This window comes from Zhongshania aliphaticivorans (assembly GCF_902705875.1).
Classification (GTDB): domain Bacteria; phylum Pseudomonadota; class Gammaproteobacteria; order Pseudomonadales; family Spongiibacteraceae; genus Spongiibacter; species Spongiibacter aliphaticivorans_A.
The window spans coordinates 1,254,821-1,271,897 of sequence record NZ_CACSIK010000001.1 but is presented as its reverse complement, the minus strand read 5'-3'; the positions used below and the strand labels follow the sequence as shown (position 1 = coordinate 1,271,897).

At 47.2% G+C, this 17,077-nt stretch carries 14 protein-coding genes and 2 tRNA genes; 4 read left to right on the top strand and 12 right to left on the bottom strand.

What is annotated here, in order from left to right:
• Positions 1-43: 43 nt before the first annotated feature.
• The 8 genes from AELLOGFF_RS05780 to thrS all read right to left on the bottom strand — a co-directional run bounded on the left by AELLOGFF_RS05780 (position 44) and on the right by thrS (position 7,402).
• A complete protein-coding gene (locus tag AELLOGFF_RS05780; RefSeq protein WP_159267782.1) occupies positions 44-400 on the bottom strand; it encodes a MerR family transcriptional regulator in 357 nt (118 codons plus the stop codon).
• Positions 381-683, bottom strand: a complete 303-nt coding sequence (ihfA, locus tag AELLOGFF_RS05775; protein WP_103685879.1) for an integration host factor subunit alpha — start codon at positions 681-683, stop codon at positions 381-383. Before ihfA ends, AELLOGFF_RS05780 begins: the two co-directional genes overlap by 20 nt.
• Before the next feature lie 4 nt (positions 684-687).
• The gene (pheT, locus tag AELLOGFF_RS05770) at positions 688-3,051 is read right to left on the bottom strand and encodes a phenylalanine--tRNA ligase subunit beta (protein WP_159267781.1); all 2,364 of its coding nucleotides are present in this window, start codon (positions 3,049-3,051) and stop codon (positions 688-690) included.
• A 65-nt stretch (positions 3,052-3,116) separates the two neighbouring features.
• Positions 3,117-4,133 carry a phenylalanine--tRNA ligase subunit alpha gene (gene pheS / locus AELLOGFF_RS05765; protein WP_159267780.1) on the bottom strand — a complete coding sequence of 339 codons (1,017 nt, stop codon included), beginning with the start codon at positions 4,131-4,133 and terminating at the stop codon, positions 3,117-3,119.
• A gap of 165 nt (positions 4,134-4,298) precedes the next feature.
• The gene (gene rplT / locus AELLOGFF_RS05760; protein ID WP_103685876.1) at positions 4,299-4,655 is read right to left on the bottom strand and encodes a 50S ribosomal protein L20; all 357 of its coding nucleotides are present in this window, start codon (positions 4,653-4,655) and stop codon (positions 4,299-4,301) included.
• A 31-nt stretch (positions 4,656-4,686) separates the two neighbouring features.
• Positions 4,687-4,881: a 50S ribosomal protein L35 gene (gene rpmI / locus AELLOGFF_RS05755; RefSeq protein WP_008247190.1), complete on the bottom strand. Its 195-nt coding sequence runs from the start codon at positions 4,879-4,881 to the stop codon at positions 4,687-4,689.
• Positions 4,882-4,937: 56 nt separating this feature from the next.
• Complete coding sequence (infC, locus tag AELLOGFF_RS05750) at positions 4,938-5,474, bottom strand: translation initiation factor IF-3 (RefSeq protein ID WP_159269293.1); 537 nt, start codon at positions 5,472-5,474, stop codon at positions 4,938-4,940.
• 2 nt (positions 5,475-5,476) lie between these two features.
• Positions 5,477-7,402 carry a threonine--tRNA ligase gene (thrS, locus tag AELLOGFF_RS05745; RefSeq protein ID WP_159267779.1) on the bottom strand — a complete coding sequence of 642 codons (1,926 nt, stop codon included), beginning with the start codon at positions 7,400-7,402 and terminating at the stop codon, positions 5,477-5,479.
• Positions 7,403-7,691: 289 nt separating this feature from the next.
• On the opposite strand from thrS, the gene AELLOGFF_RS05740 reads away from it, so the two are divergent.
• On the top strand, positions 7,692-8,351 hold the full coding sequence (locus AELLOGFF_RS05740; RefSeq protein ID WP_159267778.1) for a DUF2780 domain-containing protein: 660 nt from the start codon (positions 7,692-7,694) through the stop codon (positions 8,349-8,351).
• A 590-nt stretch (positions 8,352-8,941) separates the two neighbouring features.
• On the opposite strand, the gene AELLOGFF_RS05735 is transcribed toward AELLOGFF_RS05740, so the two are convergent.
• Together AELLOGFF_RS05735 and uvrB are read right to left on the bottom strand one after the other, a co-directional pair.
• Positions 8,942-9,018, bottom strand: a tRNA-Val gene (locus AELLOGFF_RS05735).
• Between the two features lie 57 nt (positions 9,019-9,075).
• A complete protein-coding gene (gene uvrB, locus AELLOGFF_RS05730; protein ID WP_159267777.1) occupies positions 9,076-11,100 on the bottom strand; it encodes an excinuclease ABC subunit UvrB in 2,025 nt (674 codons plus the stop codon).
• Between the two features lie 188 nt (positions 11,101-11,288).
• On the opposite strand from uvrB, the gene AELLOGFF_RS05725 reads away from it, so the two are divergent.
• The 3 genes from AELLOGFF_RS05725 to AELLOGFF_RS05715 all read left to right on the top strand — a co-directional run bounded on the left by AELLOGFF_RS05725 (position 11,289) and on the right by AELLOGFF_RS05715 (position 14,215).
• Positions 11,289-11,364, top strand: a tRNA-Asn gene (locus AELLOGFF_RS05725).
• Positions 11,365-11,613: 249 nt separating this feature from the next.
• Entirely contained in the window at positions 11,614-13,497 is a 1,884-nt protein-coding gene (locus AELLOGFF_RS05720) for a putative nucleotidyltransferase substrate binding domain-containing protein (protein ID WP_159267776.1), read from the top strand.
• A 7-nt stretch (positions 13,498-13,504) separates the two neighbouring features.
• Positions 13,505-14,215, top strand: a complete 711-nt coding sequence (locus AELLOGFF_RS05715) for a 3'-5' exonuclease (RefSeq protein WP_159267775.1) — start codon at positions 13,505-13,507, stop codon at positions 14,213-14,215.
• A 51-nt stretch (positions 14,216-14,266) separates the two neighbouring features.
• Here AELLOGFF_RS05715 and AELLOGFF_RS05710 read toward each other — a convergent pair whose 3' ends face one another.
• Together AELLOGFF_RS05710 and AELLOGFF_RS05705 are read right to left on the bottom strand one after the other, a co-directional pair.
• On the bottom strand, positions 14,267-15,880 hold the full coding sequence (locus tag AELLOGFF_RS05710; RefSeq protein ID WP_200842611.1) for a BCCT family transporter: 1,614 nt from the start codon (positions 15,878-15,880) through the stop codon (positions 14,267-14,269).
• A gap of 31 nt (positions 15,881-15,911) precedes the next feature.
• A complete protein-coding gene (locus tag AELLOGFF_RS05705; protein ID WP_235035471.1) occupies positions 15,912-17,018 on the bottom strand; it encodes a putative porin in 1,107 nt (368 codons plus the stop codon).
• Positions 17,019-17,077: the final 59 nt, after the last annotated feature.

Genomic DNA, 17,077 nt, shown 5'->3' with positions numbered 1-17,077 from the left:
AATTTAGGGGCTGCATAATACCCCAAGATGACAGTTGAGTGAACTATCTTTTCAATAGTTTCATCACTTCTTCTAGCTCCCCCAGCATTTGCCGAATAACTTGCCGAGTCTGGGAGGATTCGTCTTTAGCCGTGTCACCCGACATGCGTTGGCGAGCACCACCAATGGTGTAACCCTGCTCATAAAGCAGGCTGCGTATTTGCCTAATCATCAACACATCCTGATGTTGATAATAACGTCGATTGCCACGTCGCTTGACGGGTGCCAGCTGAGGAAACTCCTGCTCCCAATAACGAAGAACATGAGGTTTTACACAGCATAAATCGCTTACTTCGCCAATGGTGAAGTAGCGTTTTCCCGGTATCGGTGGCAATTCATCATTATGACTTGGTTCCAGCATAGTCCTCTACCCTGGATTTGAGTTTTTGCCCTGGCCGAAACGTCACCACTCGGCGCGCGGAAATCGGAATTTCCTCGCCGGTTTTGGGGTTTCGACCTGGACGCTGACTTTTATCCCTAAGGTCAAAATTTCCGAAGCCAGATATCTTTACCTGCTCATTGTTCTCCAAGCAGTGACGAATTTGTTCAAAAAACAATTCGACCAGTTCCTTAGCCTCACGCTTGTTAAAGCCCAGCTCTTCGTATAATCGTTCAGCCATTTCTGCTTTGGTGAGGGACGTCATCACACTAGTTCCTTAAACTTGCGCCAAATGCCTCCTTCAAGGCCAGTACAACCGCGTCTACCGATTGACTTACCTCTTCTTCGTTAAGGGTGCGTGATGAATGACGGAAGGTCAAGCCCAGCGCCAAACTTTTTCGTTCAGGATCAATACCTTTTCCCTGATAAATATCAAATAGCTTCAAGTCGCTCAGCATTTCACCGGCCGTCTTTTTAACCACCGCCAACAGCTCGGCAGCAGCTAGTTCTTTATCGACAATCAGCGCTAAATCGCGACGTACTTCGGGAAAGCGCGATAATTCCATAAATTCAGGAACACGCTGATCTAACAATGGCTGCTGATCGATCTCAAACAGATATACAGGATTCACAAAATCCCACTCGGCTTGCAAGCTGGGATGTAACGCGCCAATACGTCCTACGCATATATCATTACAATAAATATCCGCAGTTTGCCCAGGGTGCAATGCGCTATATTTACCTGCAGAAAATGAAATATCCGCCGTTGATACTGACAATAAGCTTTCTAAATCCGCTTTCAAGTCATAGAAATCAACCAATTCCCCATTTTCTGTCCAGTTTTCTGGCTCTCGGCGTCCGGTAATTAACCCCGCAACAGTAGGTATTTGTTTTACGCCATCTTCCGATTTTAAAAACCGCAGTCCCGACTCAAATAGGCGAATACGAGATTGTTGGCGTTTAGCATTATGCATGGCTGTTTTTAACAAGCCTGGTAACAACGTCGTCCTCATTATCGACATGTCAGCCGATATTGGATTAAGCAGTTCCACACCAGCTTCACCCTCTGACATCGCCTCATGCATGGCAGGATCAATAAAACTATAGGTAACCGCTTCTTGGTAGCCTCGAGCAACAAGTTGTTGGCGAATCAGGGGCATTCCTCGCAAACTTTCTGGCGCTGGACGAATCGTAAGAGTGTCGTGAAGTGGTGTAACGGGTAAACGGTTATAACCATAAACCCTTGCCAGCTCTTCTAGCAGGTCTACCTCTATACCAATATCAAAACGCCAGCTTGGCGCAATAACACGCCAACCGCCATCTACCTCAGTTACCAGCATGCCTAGCCCAGTTAATATGGACACGACCTCGTCGCCGCTAAGGGCCATGCCCAATAATTTTTCTATGCGACTCTCTCGCAATACTATTGGTTCGCGTGCTGGCAACTCACCCTCAGCTTCGCTAATTGGTCCCACGTCACCACCACAGATCTCAACAATCAAGGCAGTAGCACGCTCAATCGCGCGTCTAGGCAATTCAAAATCAACGCCCCGTTCAAATCGATGCGAGGAGTCTGTATGCAAACCATAGGAACGAGCGCGACCGGCTATTTTTTCCGGTGTAAAGAACGCCGCCTCTAAAAACAAATGCGCCGTATTCGTCGTCACAGAGGACGGTTCACCGCCCATAATACCGGCCAAAGCAAGAGGCTGCTGCTCGTCAGCGATGAGCAATGCCCCCTCATTCACTTCGATAGTTTGGCCATCGAGTAAGCTGAGTGACTCTTTGGCATTGGCGTGGCGCACAACCACCCCACCTTGGATTTTATCAAGATCGAATGCGTGCATTGGCTGGCCGAGTTCTAACAAAATAAAATTCGTTACATCAACCACCGCATCAATACTGCGCAAGCCACAACGACGTAGCTTTTCTTGAAGCCACAAGGGACTAGGAGCAGACACGTCAACATTTTTAATAACACGACCCAGATAACGTGGGCAATCACTTGGGGCTTGAACTGTTATTGGCAACACATCACTAATTGTTGCCTGAACCTCACCGTTTGCAGGCTCAGTAAATGAGAGGTCACTTAATACAGCAGCTTCACGAGCAATACCGCGAACACTTAAACAGTCGGCACGATTTGGCGTCAAGCCCAGCTCAATGGTGGCATCATCCAAATTCAATAACTGACGAATGTCTTCTCCCAGTGGTGCGCTGAGGGGGAGCTCCATTAAACCATCAGATTTTTCGGCCAAACCAAGTTCTTCTTCTGCGCATAGCATCCCAAAAGATTCTACACCGCGCAGCTTCGCTTTTTTGATTTTAAAATTACCGGGTAATATTGCACCCAAAGTTGCCAGAGGAACTTTTATACCTGGTCTAGCATTTTTGGCGCCGCAAACTATTTGCACCTCTTCAGTACCGTTATTTACACGGCACACTTGAAGTTTTTCAGCATCAGGATGAGGCTCCGCAGCCACTATCTCAGCCACCACTACACCACTAAATTCTCCGGCCACAGGATCAATTGCATCAACCTCTAGACCCGCCATGGTCAACCGTGCGGCTAATTGCTCGGTATCGACACTTGGATTAACCCACTCACGCAACCACTGCTCACTGAATTTCATATTCTTTCCGTCTTAAAACTTTGGGGCAAAACTGTTCTTAGTAAATTACCCGTATCAAATTACGTTTACTTAAATTGACTTAAAAAATGAAGATCATTTTCAAAAAACAATCGCAAATCATTCACGCCATATCGCAACATCGCAAGACGCTCTACACCAATACCAAATGCAAACCCAGTAAATCGCTCTGAATCAATGTTTGAGGCTTTAAAGACACTAGGGTGAACCATGCCGCAACCAAGAATTTCAATCCATCCGGTATGGCTACACACCCTACAGCCATCGCCACCACACATCACGCACTGAATATCGACCTCTGCAGAGGGCTCGGTAAACGGGAAGTAAGAGGGTCTAAACCGCACGCTTAATTCTTTTTCAAAAAAGCTACGTAAAAAGGATTCGAGCATTCCTTTTAAATCCGCAAAACTGCTGTTTTCGCTAATTAACAAACCTTCAACCTGATGAAACATTGGCGTGTGAGTTAAATCAGAGTCACAGCGATAAACACGTCCAGGACAAATTAATTTCATCGGCGGTTCACTATTTTCCATCACCCTCACCTGTACTGGCGAAGTGTGGGTACGCAATACCGTAGACTCATCAACATAAAATGTATCGTGCATTGCCCTAGCAGGATGGTGCGCAGGAATATTTAAGGCTTCAAAATTATGGTAGTCATCCTCAATTTCTGGACCTTCCACAACCTCAAAACCAATGCTTCCGAAGAAAGCGCTAATACGCTCGATAGTACGAGTAACAGGATGGAGACCACCAGCCGGCTGCCCCCTGCCAGACAAGGTAACATCTATTTTTTCAGCTTCTAACCGCGCATCGACAGCAGCTTGTTCTAAGCGCTGTTTAGACGTGGCAATTTGCTCAGACAACGCCTCTTTAACACGGTTAATCTCTGCACCTGCCGCTGGCCGCTCTTGTGGCGACAACTTACCCAAGCCTTTTAATAGCGCAGTGATATGCCCTTTTTTACCAAGATACTCTACTCGCACTTGGTCTAGTGCCTGAGCATCTAACGCGGCGCTAATTTTTGCCGCTGCCTCCGCCGCCAAACCTTCAAGATTTTCCATTCTGCGCTCCCGCTCTCTGCGCTGCCATCACCACCAACAAGTCAATTTCGACAAAGCTTGGTAGCAACTTAAATTAGTGTCTTAAAAACAAAATAGGGAAAGGGCGCTAGCCCTTTCCCTATAAATAAACTAAGCATCAAGACCGCCACGCAACGGCCAATACTTTTAAGCTAAGGCTGATTTCGCGCGTTCTACGATCACAGCAAAGGCTTCTTTATCATGTACAGCCAAGTCAGCAAGTACACGACGATCCAAAGCGATATCCGCTTTTTTCAAACCGGCAATCAGGCGGCTATAGCTAAGGCCATTAGCGCGTGATCCAGCATTGATACGAGTGATCCACAATGCGCGGAAAACACGTTTCTTTGCACGACGGTCACGGTAAGCGTACTGACCAGCTTTAATTACAGCTTGTTTCGCAACACGATAAATACGTGAACGAGCGCCGTAATAACCTTTGGCTTGTTTCAAAATCTTTTTATGACGACGGTGTGCAGTCACACCACGTTTTACGCGGGGCATAGTATATTCCTCTTAATCTCGATGACGTTTATCAGATGGCGCGCAACATGCGGTCTACTAATACTTTGTCCGACTTATGGACAGCACTAGTACCACGCAGCTGACGCTTACGTTTGGTGGTCATCTTGGTCAAGATGTGGCTTTTATGGGCACTTTTACGCTTATAACCGCTACCGGTTTTTTTGAAGCGTTTTGCTGCCCCGCTGTGTACTTTTTGTTTTGGCATCGTTAGATACTCCGCATTCACAATGTAAATAAATTCAAGTAGGCCCTACGAGCTCACTACTTTTTCTTTTTCGGGGCGATGACCATGGTCAATTGACGGCCTTCCATTTTTGGAAACTGTTCTACTGCACCGTAATCCACAAGGTCTTCTTCAACCCGCTTCAACAGTTGCATGCCCAGTTCCTGGTGAGCCATTTCTCGACCTCGGTAACGCAAGGTCACCTTGGCTTTATCCCCGTGCTCTAGGAAACGTATCAGGTTGCGCAGTTTTACCTGATAATCCCCATCTTCCGTACCCGGGCGGAATTTTATTTCCTTAACCTGGGTTCGAACTTGGTTTTTTCGAGCCGCAGCTTGCTGCTTTTTGGCTTCGAAAACATGTTTTCCATAATCCATCACTTTACAGACGATTGGGTCTGAATCAGTAATCTGGACCAGATCTAATGTCGCTTCCTGTGCGGCTTGCAATGCTTGCGCAAGCGGGACAACGCCAACTTGGTTGCCTTCTGCATCAATTAAGCGAACTTCATTAGCTTCAATTTCGTGGTTTATCGGCGCTCTTTTGCTGCGCCCTTTTGCGTTATCGCGTTTAATTGCTAGTTCTCCGAATTTGCGCGGCTACGTTTAGCTACGCTGTCTGCGAGGAGTTTACTGAGATCTGCTATTGCTACCGACCCCAAATCTTCGCCACTACGTGCACGTACTGAAACCGTCTGAGTTTCGACCTCGTTGTCACCTACGACAAACAAGAACGGAACCTTCTGAATTGTGTGCTCGCGGATTTTAAAGCCGATCTTCTCATTTCTCAAGTCCGCATCGACCCTAAAACCACTATCTCTTAGTAAATCTTGCACATTAGTCACATATTCAGCCTGTTTATCCGTAATATTACAGACCACAGCCTGAACAGGTGCCAACCAAACTGGAAACGCACCTTCGTAATGTTCGATTAAAATCCCAATAAAACGCTCAAAGGAACCCAGAATAGCGCGGTGTAACATTACCGGCGTTTGGCGCTGGCCTGCCTCGTCAACATATTGAGCACCAAGGCGACCCGGCATGGAAAAATCGACCTGGATTGTACCTAACTGCCATACGCGACCGATACAATCCTTCAATGAAAATTCGATCTTGGGACCATAAAACGCCCCTTCTCCGGGAAGCTTCTCCCACGGCAAACCTTTACTATCCAAGGCTAGCGCCAACGCCTCTTCAGCACGATCCCAATCTTCATCGCTGCCCACCCGTTGCTCAGGGCGCGTCGATAAACGATAGATCACCTCACTAAACCCAAAATCTTCATACACCTCATGAAGAAAATCGATAAATGACGCAACTTCTGGTTGTATTTGGTTTTCGGTACAAAAGATATGGGCATCATCTTGCGTAAAACCGCGCACCCGCATAATGCCGTGAAGTGACCCCGAAGGCTCATTCCGATGACAAGAACCAAACTCCGCTAATCGTAACGGCAAATCACGATAACTACGTAAGCCCTGGTTAAACACCTGAACATGACAGGGGCAGTTCATTGGTTTAACCGCAAATTCCCTATCGTCGGCATGTAAAGTAAACATACCATCACTAAATTTATCGGCGTGACCTGATTTTTGCCACAAAGAAATATCCACCACCTGTGGTGTGCGAATTTCTTGATAATCATGCTTGCGCTGCTTATCACGCATATACTGCTCTACGGCCTGATAAATACTCCAGCCCTTTGGATGCCAGAACACCATACCTGGCGCCTCTTCCTGCATATGGAAAAGGTCTAATTTTTTACCGACTTTACGGTGGTCTCGCTTTTCAGCCTCTGCAATGCGGTTTAAATACGCCTTAAGCGCTTTTTTATTGCCCCATGCCGTTCCGTATATCCGTTGCAACATGGCATTAGCTTGATCACCACGCCAATAAGCTCCTGCAACTTTAGTTAACTTAAACGCGCCCAATTTCCCGGTACTTGGCACATGAGGACCACGACACAGGTCCATCCAATCGCCTTGCTTATATACCGAGATATCTTCGTCGCCAGGCAGGTCTTTAATGATTTCGACCTTATACTCTTCGCCCAACTTACTAAACGCACTCACCGCCTCTTCGCGACTCATCACCACTCGAGAAACAGGCAAATTTTCTGAAGACAACTCACTCATTCGCGCTTCAATTTTTGCAAGATCTTCAGGAGTGAAAGTACGCTCGTAGGCAAAATCGTAATAAAAGCCATCTTCGATAACTGGGCCAATGGTTACCTGAGCGCCAGGGAATAAATCCTGTACAGCCATAGCCAACAAATGCGCCGTAGAGTGACGAATAATATCAACACCCTCTTCGTCACGCTCTGTAATAATGCCAAGTTCAGCATCATCAGCCATGACAAAGCTGGTATCCACCAAAGCACCATTAACGCGCCCCGCAAGTGCCGCCTTTGCCAAACCGGGACCGATATCTAAGGCGACATCCGCGACAGAAACTGGGTGGTCAAAAACGCGTTGACTCGCGTCGGGAAGAGTAATAACTGGCATAACACTATCCTTTCAGTGGTGGCCCCTACCAAAGGTCACGTGACATATAAATACAGCTGTAAATCTGCAAAGAGTTTAGGCGCGCTATTATGGCTATAGGATCAGCGCTAATCAAGCCAAAACCTACCGTAAATCAAGTACTCAGCACAAAATACTCATTTGAACTTAATCTGAAACAAACAGACTTAATACAAGACAGCTCCTGCGTAAGTAGTGGCGAGAAATCCAGCTACCCACTATGCTAGACATCAAGCCCAAAAGCCCCATTCAATTCAAATGAGATTCCCTAATGAAAAAAGCATTATTCATCACGCTGCTTTGTTCCCTCAGCCTGCAAGCCAATGCCGGCTTCTGGGATAGTATTAGCAGCATTTTTGGCTCAAGCGAGACAGAAACCAAGGAGACCACACAAACGGACGGTGGCACTACAGCTAACACCACGGCAAACATCTCAGCAAACAGTGAGGTCAGCGTTAACAATGGCGTATCACTTAATGCCGCCGCCAACGCTAGCGGAGAGTCTGCAAGTAGCAGCATGATTCAAACCGGCATTCAACTACTCCCGCTTTTAACACAAACCTTGGGGATTAGTACCACACAAGCCACTGGCGGTATGGGCGCTCTTTTGCAAACAGCACAAAGTCTATTATCTGGCGGCGACTTCAGCGTTATAGCCAACGCCATACCCGGTGTTAGCGATCTACTCGGTGCCGCACCTGACGTTAGTGGGTCGGCTAACAGCAGCTTACTTGGCAGCGCAATGAGCATGGTAGGCGATGCCAGCCCCTCTTTAAAAGCGGGTGCAGAGCTTGTGTCCCAGTTTAAATCCCTTGGCATGGGTGCTGAAATGATCCCCAAGTTTACTGATGTAGGTAGCAATTATTTAGAACAAAACGGCAATACTGAAGCGAGTATTTTACTAGACGCGGCCATTTCCGGCGCACTGTAACTGACTTAAGCCGATAAACGGTGAGAGATTAATCAGCGCAGTTCAGCTCGGGTCTTAAATTCAGCGCCTCTTAGTTTTAAGACCTGGGCTGCTTTAGCAGCACAGCCCATCATCTTTTTAATGCTTAACCCACAAGCTTTAGCAAACTTTTCAATCTCCCCCATCCCAAGACCGATCATTCAAAAGTAGACAGCGAAAAGATTAAGATTGCAGCTTGTAGACAAATTATTTTTCGTCATCACAATCAAGTGGAAACTTTATTCCCATGAGCAAAAAGTATTACTGAGAATCCGGTTACTTTGTTGGTACTTCAAATATCCCCCCTATTACCAACAAACTTATCATTACCTATCGAGAGAACATGACTTCGTCAGCAGGCGGAACATAAAGCGCGAAAACTTGGCTATAAGCAATGAGGTAAATAGCAATACCAACTCAAAACAAAGCAAGAAGAAATAAACACTGGCGAACAGAGTCACCATATCGCATTTGTGAGCGATGGAATCATGTGCACAACTAACAACTTATACCTTTAACGCTAGCTATATTACGCACACAAAAAAGCCCGCTATTTAGCGGGCTTTAAAATTTGGTAGGACTACCCAGATTCGAACTGGGGACCTCTACCATGTCAAGGTAGCGCTCTAACCAACTGAGCTATAGTCCTAAAAAGGACGCGCATTATAATCACGCTAAACTCACAGCACAAGGCTTAATAAAGATATTACGCGGCAAAGAACCGCTGTTTTATTTCCGTTAATTTATCTCTGACATTGGCAGCCGCTTCAAACTCTAAATTTTTAGCGTGACGCTGCATATCTTGCTCCAAGGTTTTTATCAGTTTAGCCAGTTCGTTATTCGACATCCCCGCTGCATCTAATAAATAGTCACCAGAAGGCTCGGCCACTTTCTGAACATTACCACGCTGCTTTTTCTTGGAGCCAGGTATTGCGCCAGCATCAAGGATATCTTCCACTGACTTTTTAACACCAATAGGCGTTATATTATTTTTTAGATTGTGAGCAATTTGCTTTTCTCTTCGGCGCTGGGTTTCATCAATAGCCCGCTGCATTGAACCGGTAATACGGTCGCCATACAGGATGGCTTTGCCGTTTAAGTTTCGTGCCGCTCGACCTATAGTCTGAATTAAAGAACGCTCTGAGCGCAGAAAACCCTCTTTGTCGGCATCTAATATAGCCACCAGCGACACCTCAGGCATATCTAGACCTTCCCGCAGCAAATTGATCCCAACCAAAACATCAAACTTACCCAGCCGGAGATCACGAATTATCTCTACCCGCTCAACCGTGTCTATATCAGAGTGTAAATACCTAACTTTCACGCCATGTTCATCTAAGTATTCTGATAAATCCTCAGCCATCCGCTTTGTTAAGGTTGTCACCAACACGCGATCTCCAGCTGCGGTACGTAACACAATTTCCGATAACAGGTCATCGACTTGTGTTGTAGCTGGGCGTACTTCAATATCAGGGTCAACCAAGCCAGTCGGCCTGACAACCTGTTCGACCGTTCTCGCCGAGGTTTCAGCCTCGTAGTTACCTGGTGTCGCCGACACCAAGATAATCTGCGGCACAAGGCGCTCCCACTCGTCAAACTTCATGGGCCGGTTATCCAAAGCGGATGGCAAACGGAACCCATACTGAACCAAGGTTTCCTTCCGCGATCTATCCCCTTTATACATCGCGCCAATTTGCGGAATCGTAACGTGGGATTCATCAATAACCACAAGCGCGTCTTCTGGCAGATAATCAAATAAGGTTGGCGGTGCCTCACCGGGATCACGACCCGACAAATACCGCGAATAATTTTCTATCCCATTGCAATATCCCAGCTCACGAATCATTTCAATATCATAGCGGGTACGCTGCTCCAACCGCTGCGCTTCAACCAACAATTCGTTGCTACGCAGCTGTGTTAAACGCTCAACCAACTCCTCTTCGATAAAATCTACCGCTTTAAGCAGGGTTTCACGCGGTGTCACGTAATGACTTTTGGGATAGATAGTAATCCGCGGATACTTACCGTATGACTCTCCTGTTAAAGGATCAAACGCCGTAATGGAATCCACTTCATCATCAAACAGCTCAACACGAACCGCATTTTTATCGCTTTCTGCTGGGAAAATATCAATCACATCCCCCCTCACTCGGTAAGTACCACGCTGAAAGGCCATATCATTGCGGGTGTATTGCAGCTCAGCTAAACGGCGCAGTAATTTACGCTGATCAATTCGCTCACCGCGCACCAAATGCAATATCATTTTAAAATACTGCTCTGGATCACCCAAACCATATATCGCCGACACCGATGCCACAATAATCGCATCAGAACGCTCCATTAACGCCTTGGTAGCCGACAACCGCATCTGTTCTATATGGTCATTAATGGAAGAATCTTTTTCAATAAACGTATCAGAGGCAGGAACGTAGGCTTCCGGCTGGTAATAGTCATAATAGGAAACAAAGTACTCAACCGCGTTATTCGGGAAAAACTCTTTGAACTCACCATACAATTGAGCAGCCAACGTTTTATTGGGTGCCATCACAATGGTAGGCCGCTGCAAGGCCTCAACAACATTGGCAATCGTGAAGGTTTTACCGGAACCGGTCACCCCAAGCAAAGTCTGCGCGTGCAGACCCGCATTCACACCCTCAATTAATCCGGCGATAGCGCTAGGCTGATCACCTGCGGGGGCAAATTTAGACACAACCTGAAAAGGCTTACTCATGACTCTGCTCGCCACAAAAGCCCCCATAGTAACGCGCAGGTAATCCTGCCGCAAAATAAGTGCTTACCAAAATGATGCTAAACCGTGGAAATTGCTCATAAAATCATCAAAATAAGAAATTCTTCTGCCAGGGGTTGACGCCCCAAGGAAACATCCTTAATATGCGCGGCCTCAGCTGTTAAAGCTGTTCCGCCTTAGCTCAGTTGGTAGAGCAAATGACTGTTAATCATTGGGTCGCTGGTTCGAGCCCAGCAGGCGGAGCCAAACAAATCAAAGGGTTACCGAAAGGTAGCCCTTTTTTGGTTTTCAGAACCAAGCAAATAAACAAAGCCTCGTGCTACTCACATTTTGCACACACTGATCACTCTTCCTTAACGCTACCCCCCAAACCATTCTCCACCTTGTATCGCTCTCAATTAGTTTAAAAAAATCATAAATCAATAATTCAGGCTATGATTAACAGGCTCACACGCTGCGCTTTGAGCACTTAGCATCAATATTGAGGATCATGCTGTGCATGCAGAACAACTAGAAATTGCAGGCTTCTTACAACAACACCCTCCGTTTAATGAGCTACCGGAGCCGAACTTAAATCAACTCGCTCAACACATAGAGATTGGCTATTACCGTGCGGGACGAGATATTCTGCAATTTCGCGAGCCGATTCAGGACCTTTATGTGGTCCGCAGCGGGGTTGTGGAAACCTTTCGCCGCACAGGAGAGCTATATAACCGCTTAGGGGAAGGCGGGATTTTCGGCCACATGGGCTTAATGCTGAATCACCGTGTGCGCTTCCCGGTGAAAGCACTTGAAGACACACTTGTCTACTGTATCCCGGTGGCGCAATTCAACGATCTTTGCGAGCGCTTTGACGCTTTCGCCGACTTTTTTGAAACAGAAGATAATGCACTGTTGCGCCACGCCATTTCGGCACAAGCTGAAAGCAATGACCTCACGACCGTTAAAGTTAAGGCGCTGATCACCCGGGAGTTAGTCACGTGCAGCTCCAACACCTCGATTCAGGACGCCGCGCTGCAAATGACAGAGCAAGGCGTTTCAGTGCTATTGGTAACGAACGCTGAACCGCCCTCTTCTGGCGATAGCGACTCACACACAGTGGGGATCCTCACTGACCGCGATATACGCTCGCGAGTAATAGCAGAGGGCCTCAGTTTCGACAAAGCGGTCGGTGAAGTCATGTCGGAAAATCTCATCACCCTTGATGACAATACCTATGTGTTCGAAGCTATGCTCTCTATGCTGCGCTTTAACGTCCATCACTTGCCGATCATGCATGACCGACGCTGTATTGGCGTGGTTTCAATGTCGGATATTCTTCGCCATGAGTCACAAAGCAGTATCCTGCTGGCCCGTGGCATTTTTGCTCAACAGAACATTGAGGGACTACAACACTACGCCCAGCAGCTGCCAGCGGTATTTGTTCGCATGGTAAACGAAGATGCAAACTCCCATATGATCGGCAATGCAATGGCGGTGATTGGACGGAGTTTTAAGCAACGCCTACTGGAACTCGCTGAAGAGGAATTGGGGCCACCACCTGTACCTTATAGCTTCCTAGCCTTAGGATCGATGGCCCGTGACGAGCAGCTGCTCGTTACCGATCAGGACAATGCCATCATTCTGCACAACGACTTCCAAGAAGATCAACACGGTCGCTATTTTGAGAACATCGCCAAGTTTGTCAGTGATGGCCTAGCCGAGTGTGGTTATCCTTACTGCAGTGGTAATATCATGGCGACCAACCCGGAGTACCGCCTAAGCCTTGATGAATGGAAATATCAATTTAGCAACTGGATCGAAAAACCCCAACCCAAAACTTTGCTGAACAGTTGTATATTTTTCGACCTTGATAGCGTCTGGGGTGAAGAGAGCTTAGCGGATGAATTGCGCCGGTTTGTCGCTAACAAGGCGCCCAAGCATCGTGTTTTTTTGGCCAATATGGCGCGCAATGCCTTAAATCGAACACCGCCACTGGGCTTTTTCAAGGATTTTGTATTGGAACAAGATGGTAAACACAAAAAATCAATCAACCTCAAGCGGCGTGGAACAGCGCCCCTAACGGATGCCATCCGAGTACACGCACTGGCGATCGGCTCTAGAGCACAGAATTCCTTTGAGCGCATTGAGGATATCAAGCAGGCCGGCCTACTCCCAGCTGGTAAAGCACAAGATCTGAGCGACGCCCTCGAGTACCTCTCCATTGTTAGAGCACGGCACCAAGCACAGTCTATTCAAGCAGGGGAAGAACCCGATAATAATGTTCAACCCGATATGTTATCGAGTTTTGAAAGGCGCAATCTAAAGGAGGCGTTCAGGGTTTTGGACAACGCGCAAAACTTCCTGAAATTCCGTTACAAAGCTAGCGCCTTAGTTTAGGTATTTCATGAAACCGCGTGAGAGCAAACCAATAGATTGGGAAAGATACTTTAAGCAACTGCGGCAGAGTAGCCGCCATGAACACCTACAAACCTATTACAGCCAAGGTATGGTCAGCGGCGACACGCCAATGGATACAGTACCCCTCGTCGCCCTAGACTTTGAAACCACTGGGCTTAATAGCAAGCAAGACGATATTGTCAGTATTGGCCTAGTGCCATTTAGTATTCAGCGCATCCGCTGCTCCCAAACCAAGCACTGGATTGTAAAGCCAAACTGTCCACTGGAAGAAAAGTCAGTGGTCATTCATCAAATCACTCATTCCGACATTGTCAATGCACCGGATCTGACTCAGGTTCTTCGCGAGTTACTACACGCTCTAGCTGGAAAAGTTGTCGTAGTGCACTATCGTCACATTGAGCGTGATTTTCTAACTAGCGCATTGATGCAACGAATAGGTGAAGGCATTCATTTTCCGGTGATCGATACAATGGCACTGGAGCAGCATTTACTGCGAGGCAATCGCAGTCTAGTAGCAAAACTGTTGAATCAAGCCCTACCCTCAGTGCGCCTGCCGGACTGCCGGCAGCGCTATGGGCTTCCTACCTATCAACTTCACCATGCCACCATCGATGCCATCGCCACCGCGGAACTACTTCAAGCACAATTGGCGCATCACTTTTCGCCAGATGTACCAGTCAGTCAGCTATGGTGTTAGCGGCTATTAAAAATCCGACTAACACCATTCATCACTCTCCCGATTAATCATTTACTGACGCGACGACATCGGCTCTGTGCGAAAGCCCATAATCAGGCTGATGCACATAAGTAACAGCACAAAAGTAAAAGGTAGCCCAGTTGAAATTGAGCCTGCCTGCAAGGCCTGTATGGCCTCCGTGCCACCAATCCACAATAAAGCGGCGGCGATCAAACCCTCAATGCTCGCCCAGAAAATACGCTGAGGCACTGGCGCATCGATTTTTCCACCCGCAGTAATACTGTCTATAACCAATGAGCCAGAGTCGGAGGAAGTAACAAAGAACACCAAGATCAGTACCACCGCGATAATAGATAACACTGTACTCATCGGCAGCTCATCAAACATCTGAAACATAGCCAAAGGCACATCGGTAAGCCCCTCTTTACCCAAAGCACCAACGCCGTTTATCACCTGATCAATGGCAATACCGCCGTAGATTGACATCCACAACACAGTCACCAATGTGGGCACCACCAGTACCGCGATTAAAAATTCCCTAACCGTACGGCCAGACGAGATTCGAGCGATAAACATGCCGACAAAAGGAGACCAGGAAATCCACCATGCCCAGTAGAATACCGTCCAACCCTGTAGCCAACTCTCATCCTCGCGCCCGTGAGGGTTGCTCAGCGGAATGATATTTTGAAAGTAACCGCTTATCGTTGTGCCCAAATTACCCAAGGCCATAGAAAAGCCGACTAGCCCAACAAAGGCAAGTAGAACAAAGGCTATAAGCATATTTACGTTACTGAGTACTTTTACACCACCTTCAAGCCCTCTTACGACAGAGATAATTGCCATTAAGGTTACGCCGACAATTACTAAAATCTGAGAGCCAAGACCACTAGAGCTGCCAAAAACATGGTTAATACCCGATGCGGCCTGTTGTGCGCCCAAGCCCAGCGATGTTGCCAAGCCAAACAGAGTCGCCAACACGGCGAGAATATCAATGAAATGCCCAGCCCAGCCCCAGGTGCGGTCACCTAAAATAGGATAAAAAACGGAGCGAATGGAAAGCGGTAGACCTTTATTAAAGGCGAAAAAAGCCAATGACAATGCCACGACAGCGTAAATCGCCCAGGCGTGTAAGCCCCAATGGTACATGGTTGCCCCCATGGCCAAACTCGCCGCCTCAGGGGTATTAGGCGCAACTCCCAAGGGAGTTTCATACCATCCAGTGAAATAAGCTACCGGCTCGGCAACCCCCCAAAACATCAAACCAATACCCATACCTGCGGCAAACAACATCGCCAACCACGATAGTCGTGAGTGCTCCGGTTTTGCCCCTGCACCACCGAGACGAATTTGACCAAAGGGCGAAAAAATCAGAACTAAACAGAAAACCACAAACAGATTGGCAGACCAAACAAAAAAAGCATCAAATGTACCAATAATGTCCCATTTAAGGCCATCCAGCGCGGCTTTCGCAGTTGCTGGGTCGGTAGCCAACGCGGCGATTAAAAATAGCAAAATCAATCCCGCACTGATACCAAAAACGGGGTTGTGAACATCGAAACCCCATTTCTCAATATTGTCCTGGCCAACCGTATAATCAGTATTTTCTATGCTGTACTTATCGTCGTCATATGACATATTAACCTCTTTTTCGTGCAGCGTTGTCATTCAGAAATTTCAGATGAAGTGATCGCTCGAACTAAAAATAGAAATCAAAGGAGAGGTAAAGTGAGCGGAAATCGCCCTCCCCCACATCGCCAAAACTATTGATAAATCCATCCTGCCAGAGGTACTCAAGATAAAGCCAGCCAGGCCCATAGTTGTAGCTCATACCCGGTGCAAAAGCCTTAACCCTACCTGCTGGGTTGCCTGTAGTTTGACTCTCTGCAGCGGTCGCTTCCAAGTAAAATAGCCAGTTGTCCTTCTTGTAATCAATATGTGCCGCATGACGTTGATTCTCCACCTCCCCATTAGGGCAACGAAGAGCAGCAACACAAGCATCAAGTTCAGTGAAGTCACGCATGACATCAATAAAGCGGTATTTAAAGGTCACATTGTTATAGGTGTAATAATAATGTAAATCTACTGCTCGATGTTCGCCGTCGTCTGAAGTACTGTCATTGGCAGCGAAAGCAGTAAGATCTTCAAGCCGACCTTGTTGCAAAGAGATGCCAATGGTATGACCGCCCGCAAAGGGCAGATCAGCATTCACAACAAGGGTTTCACCCTTGCGGTAAGTTTCCGCGCCAGAGGCTGCACTGCCCCAATGGCCGTTGTCATCAACAGTATCAGTGCTGGTTTTTCCCCAATCATCCTGAGTGTAATAAGCAATATCATAGTGAATACCCGCCGACTGACCAGTCAATTTGGCGCCGATATCCATCTGATCCCCATAACCCCCTTGCAGCATATCGCCAGGCCAGAAGTTGCTGGTCTTCCAACCGAAAGGCACTTGGCTTTTACCAACTGTGACTTTATGATGCTCGTCCAGCTGATAGCTAATCCATGCCTTGTGCATGGTAAAGTTATCACCACTGTTATTACTCGCTGGGTTAGTGAACGAGCCAGTCCCAATGCGCATTTCGGCGCTGAACCCCCACGGGCCATGGCTACCATCGTCATCGCCATAAATAATCAGCGCAGGATCGGCAAACTCCCCATCTCCATCACCCTCTGAGGCATTCTGGTAGACCCACCATACACCCGCACTGATTTCAGCTCCCGCAACACTTGCACCAGAAACCATTAAAGCCAGAAAGCCTAAGACAAGCCCGTGTACCATCCTGCCATAATTATTCAAAAGCATACGCATCCCCCATCTACCCTGTTGATCATTATTTATAATCTTATATTTATTTTCTGTTA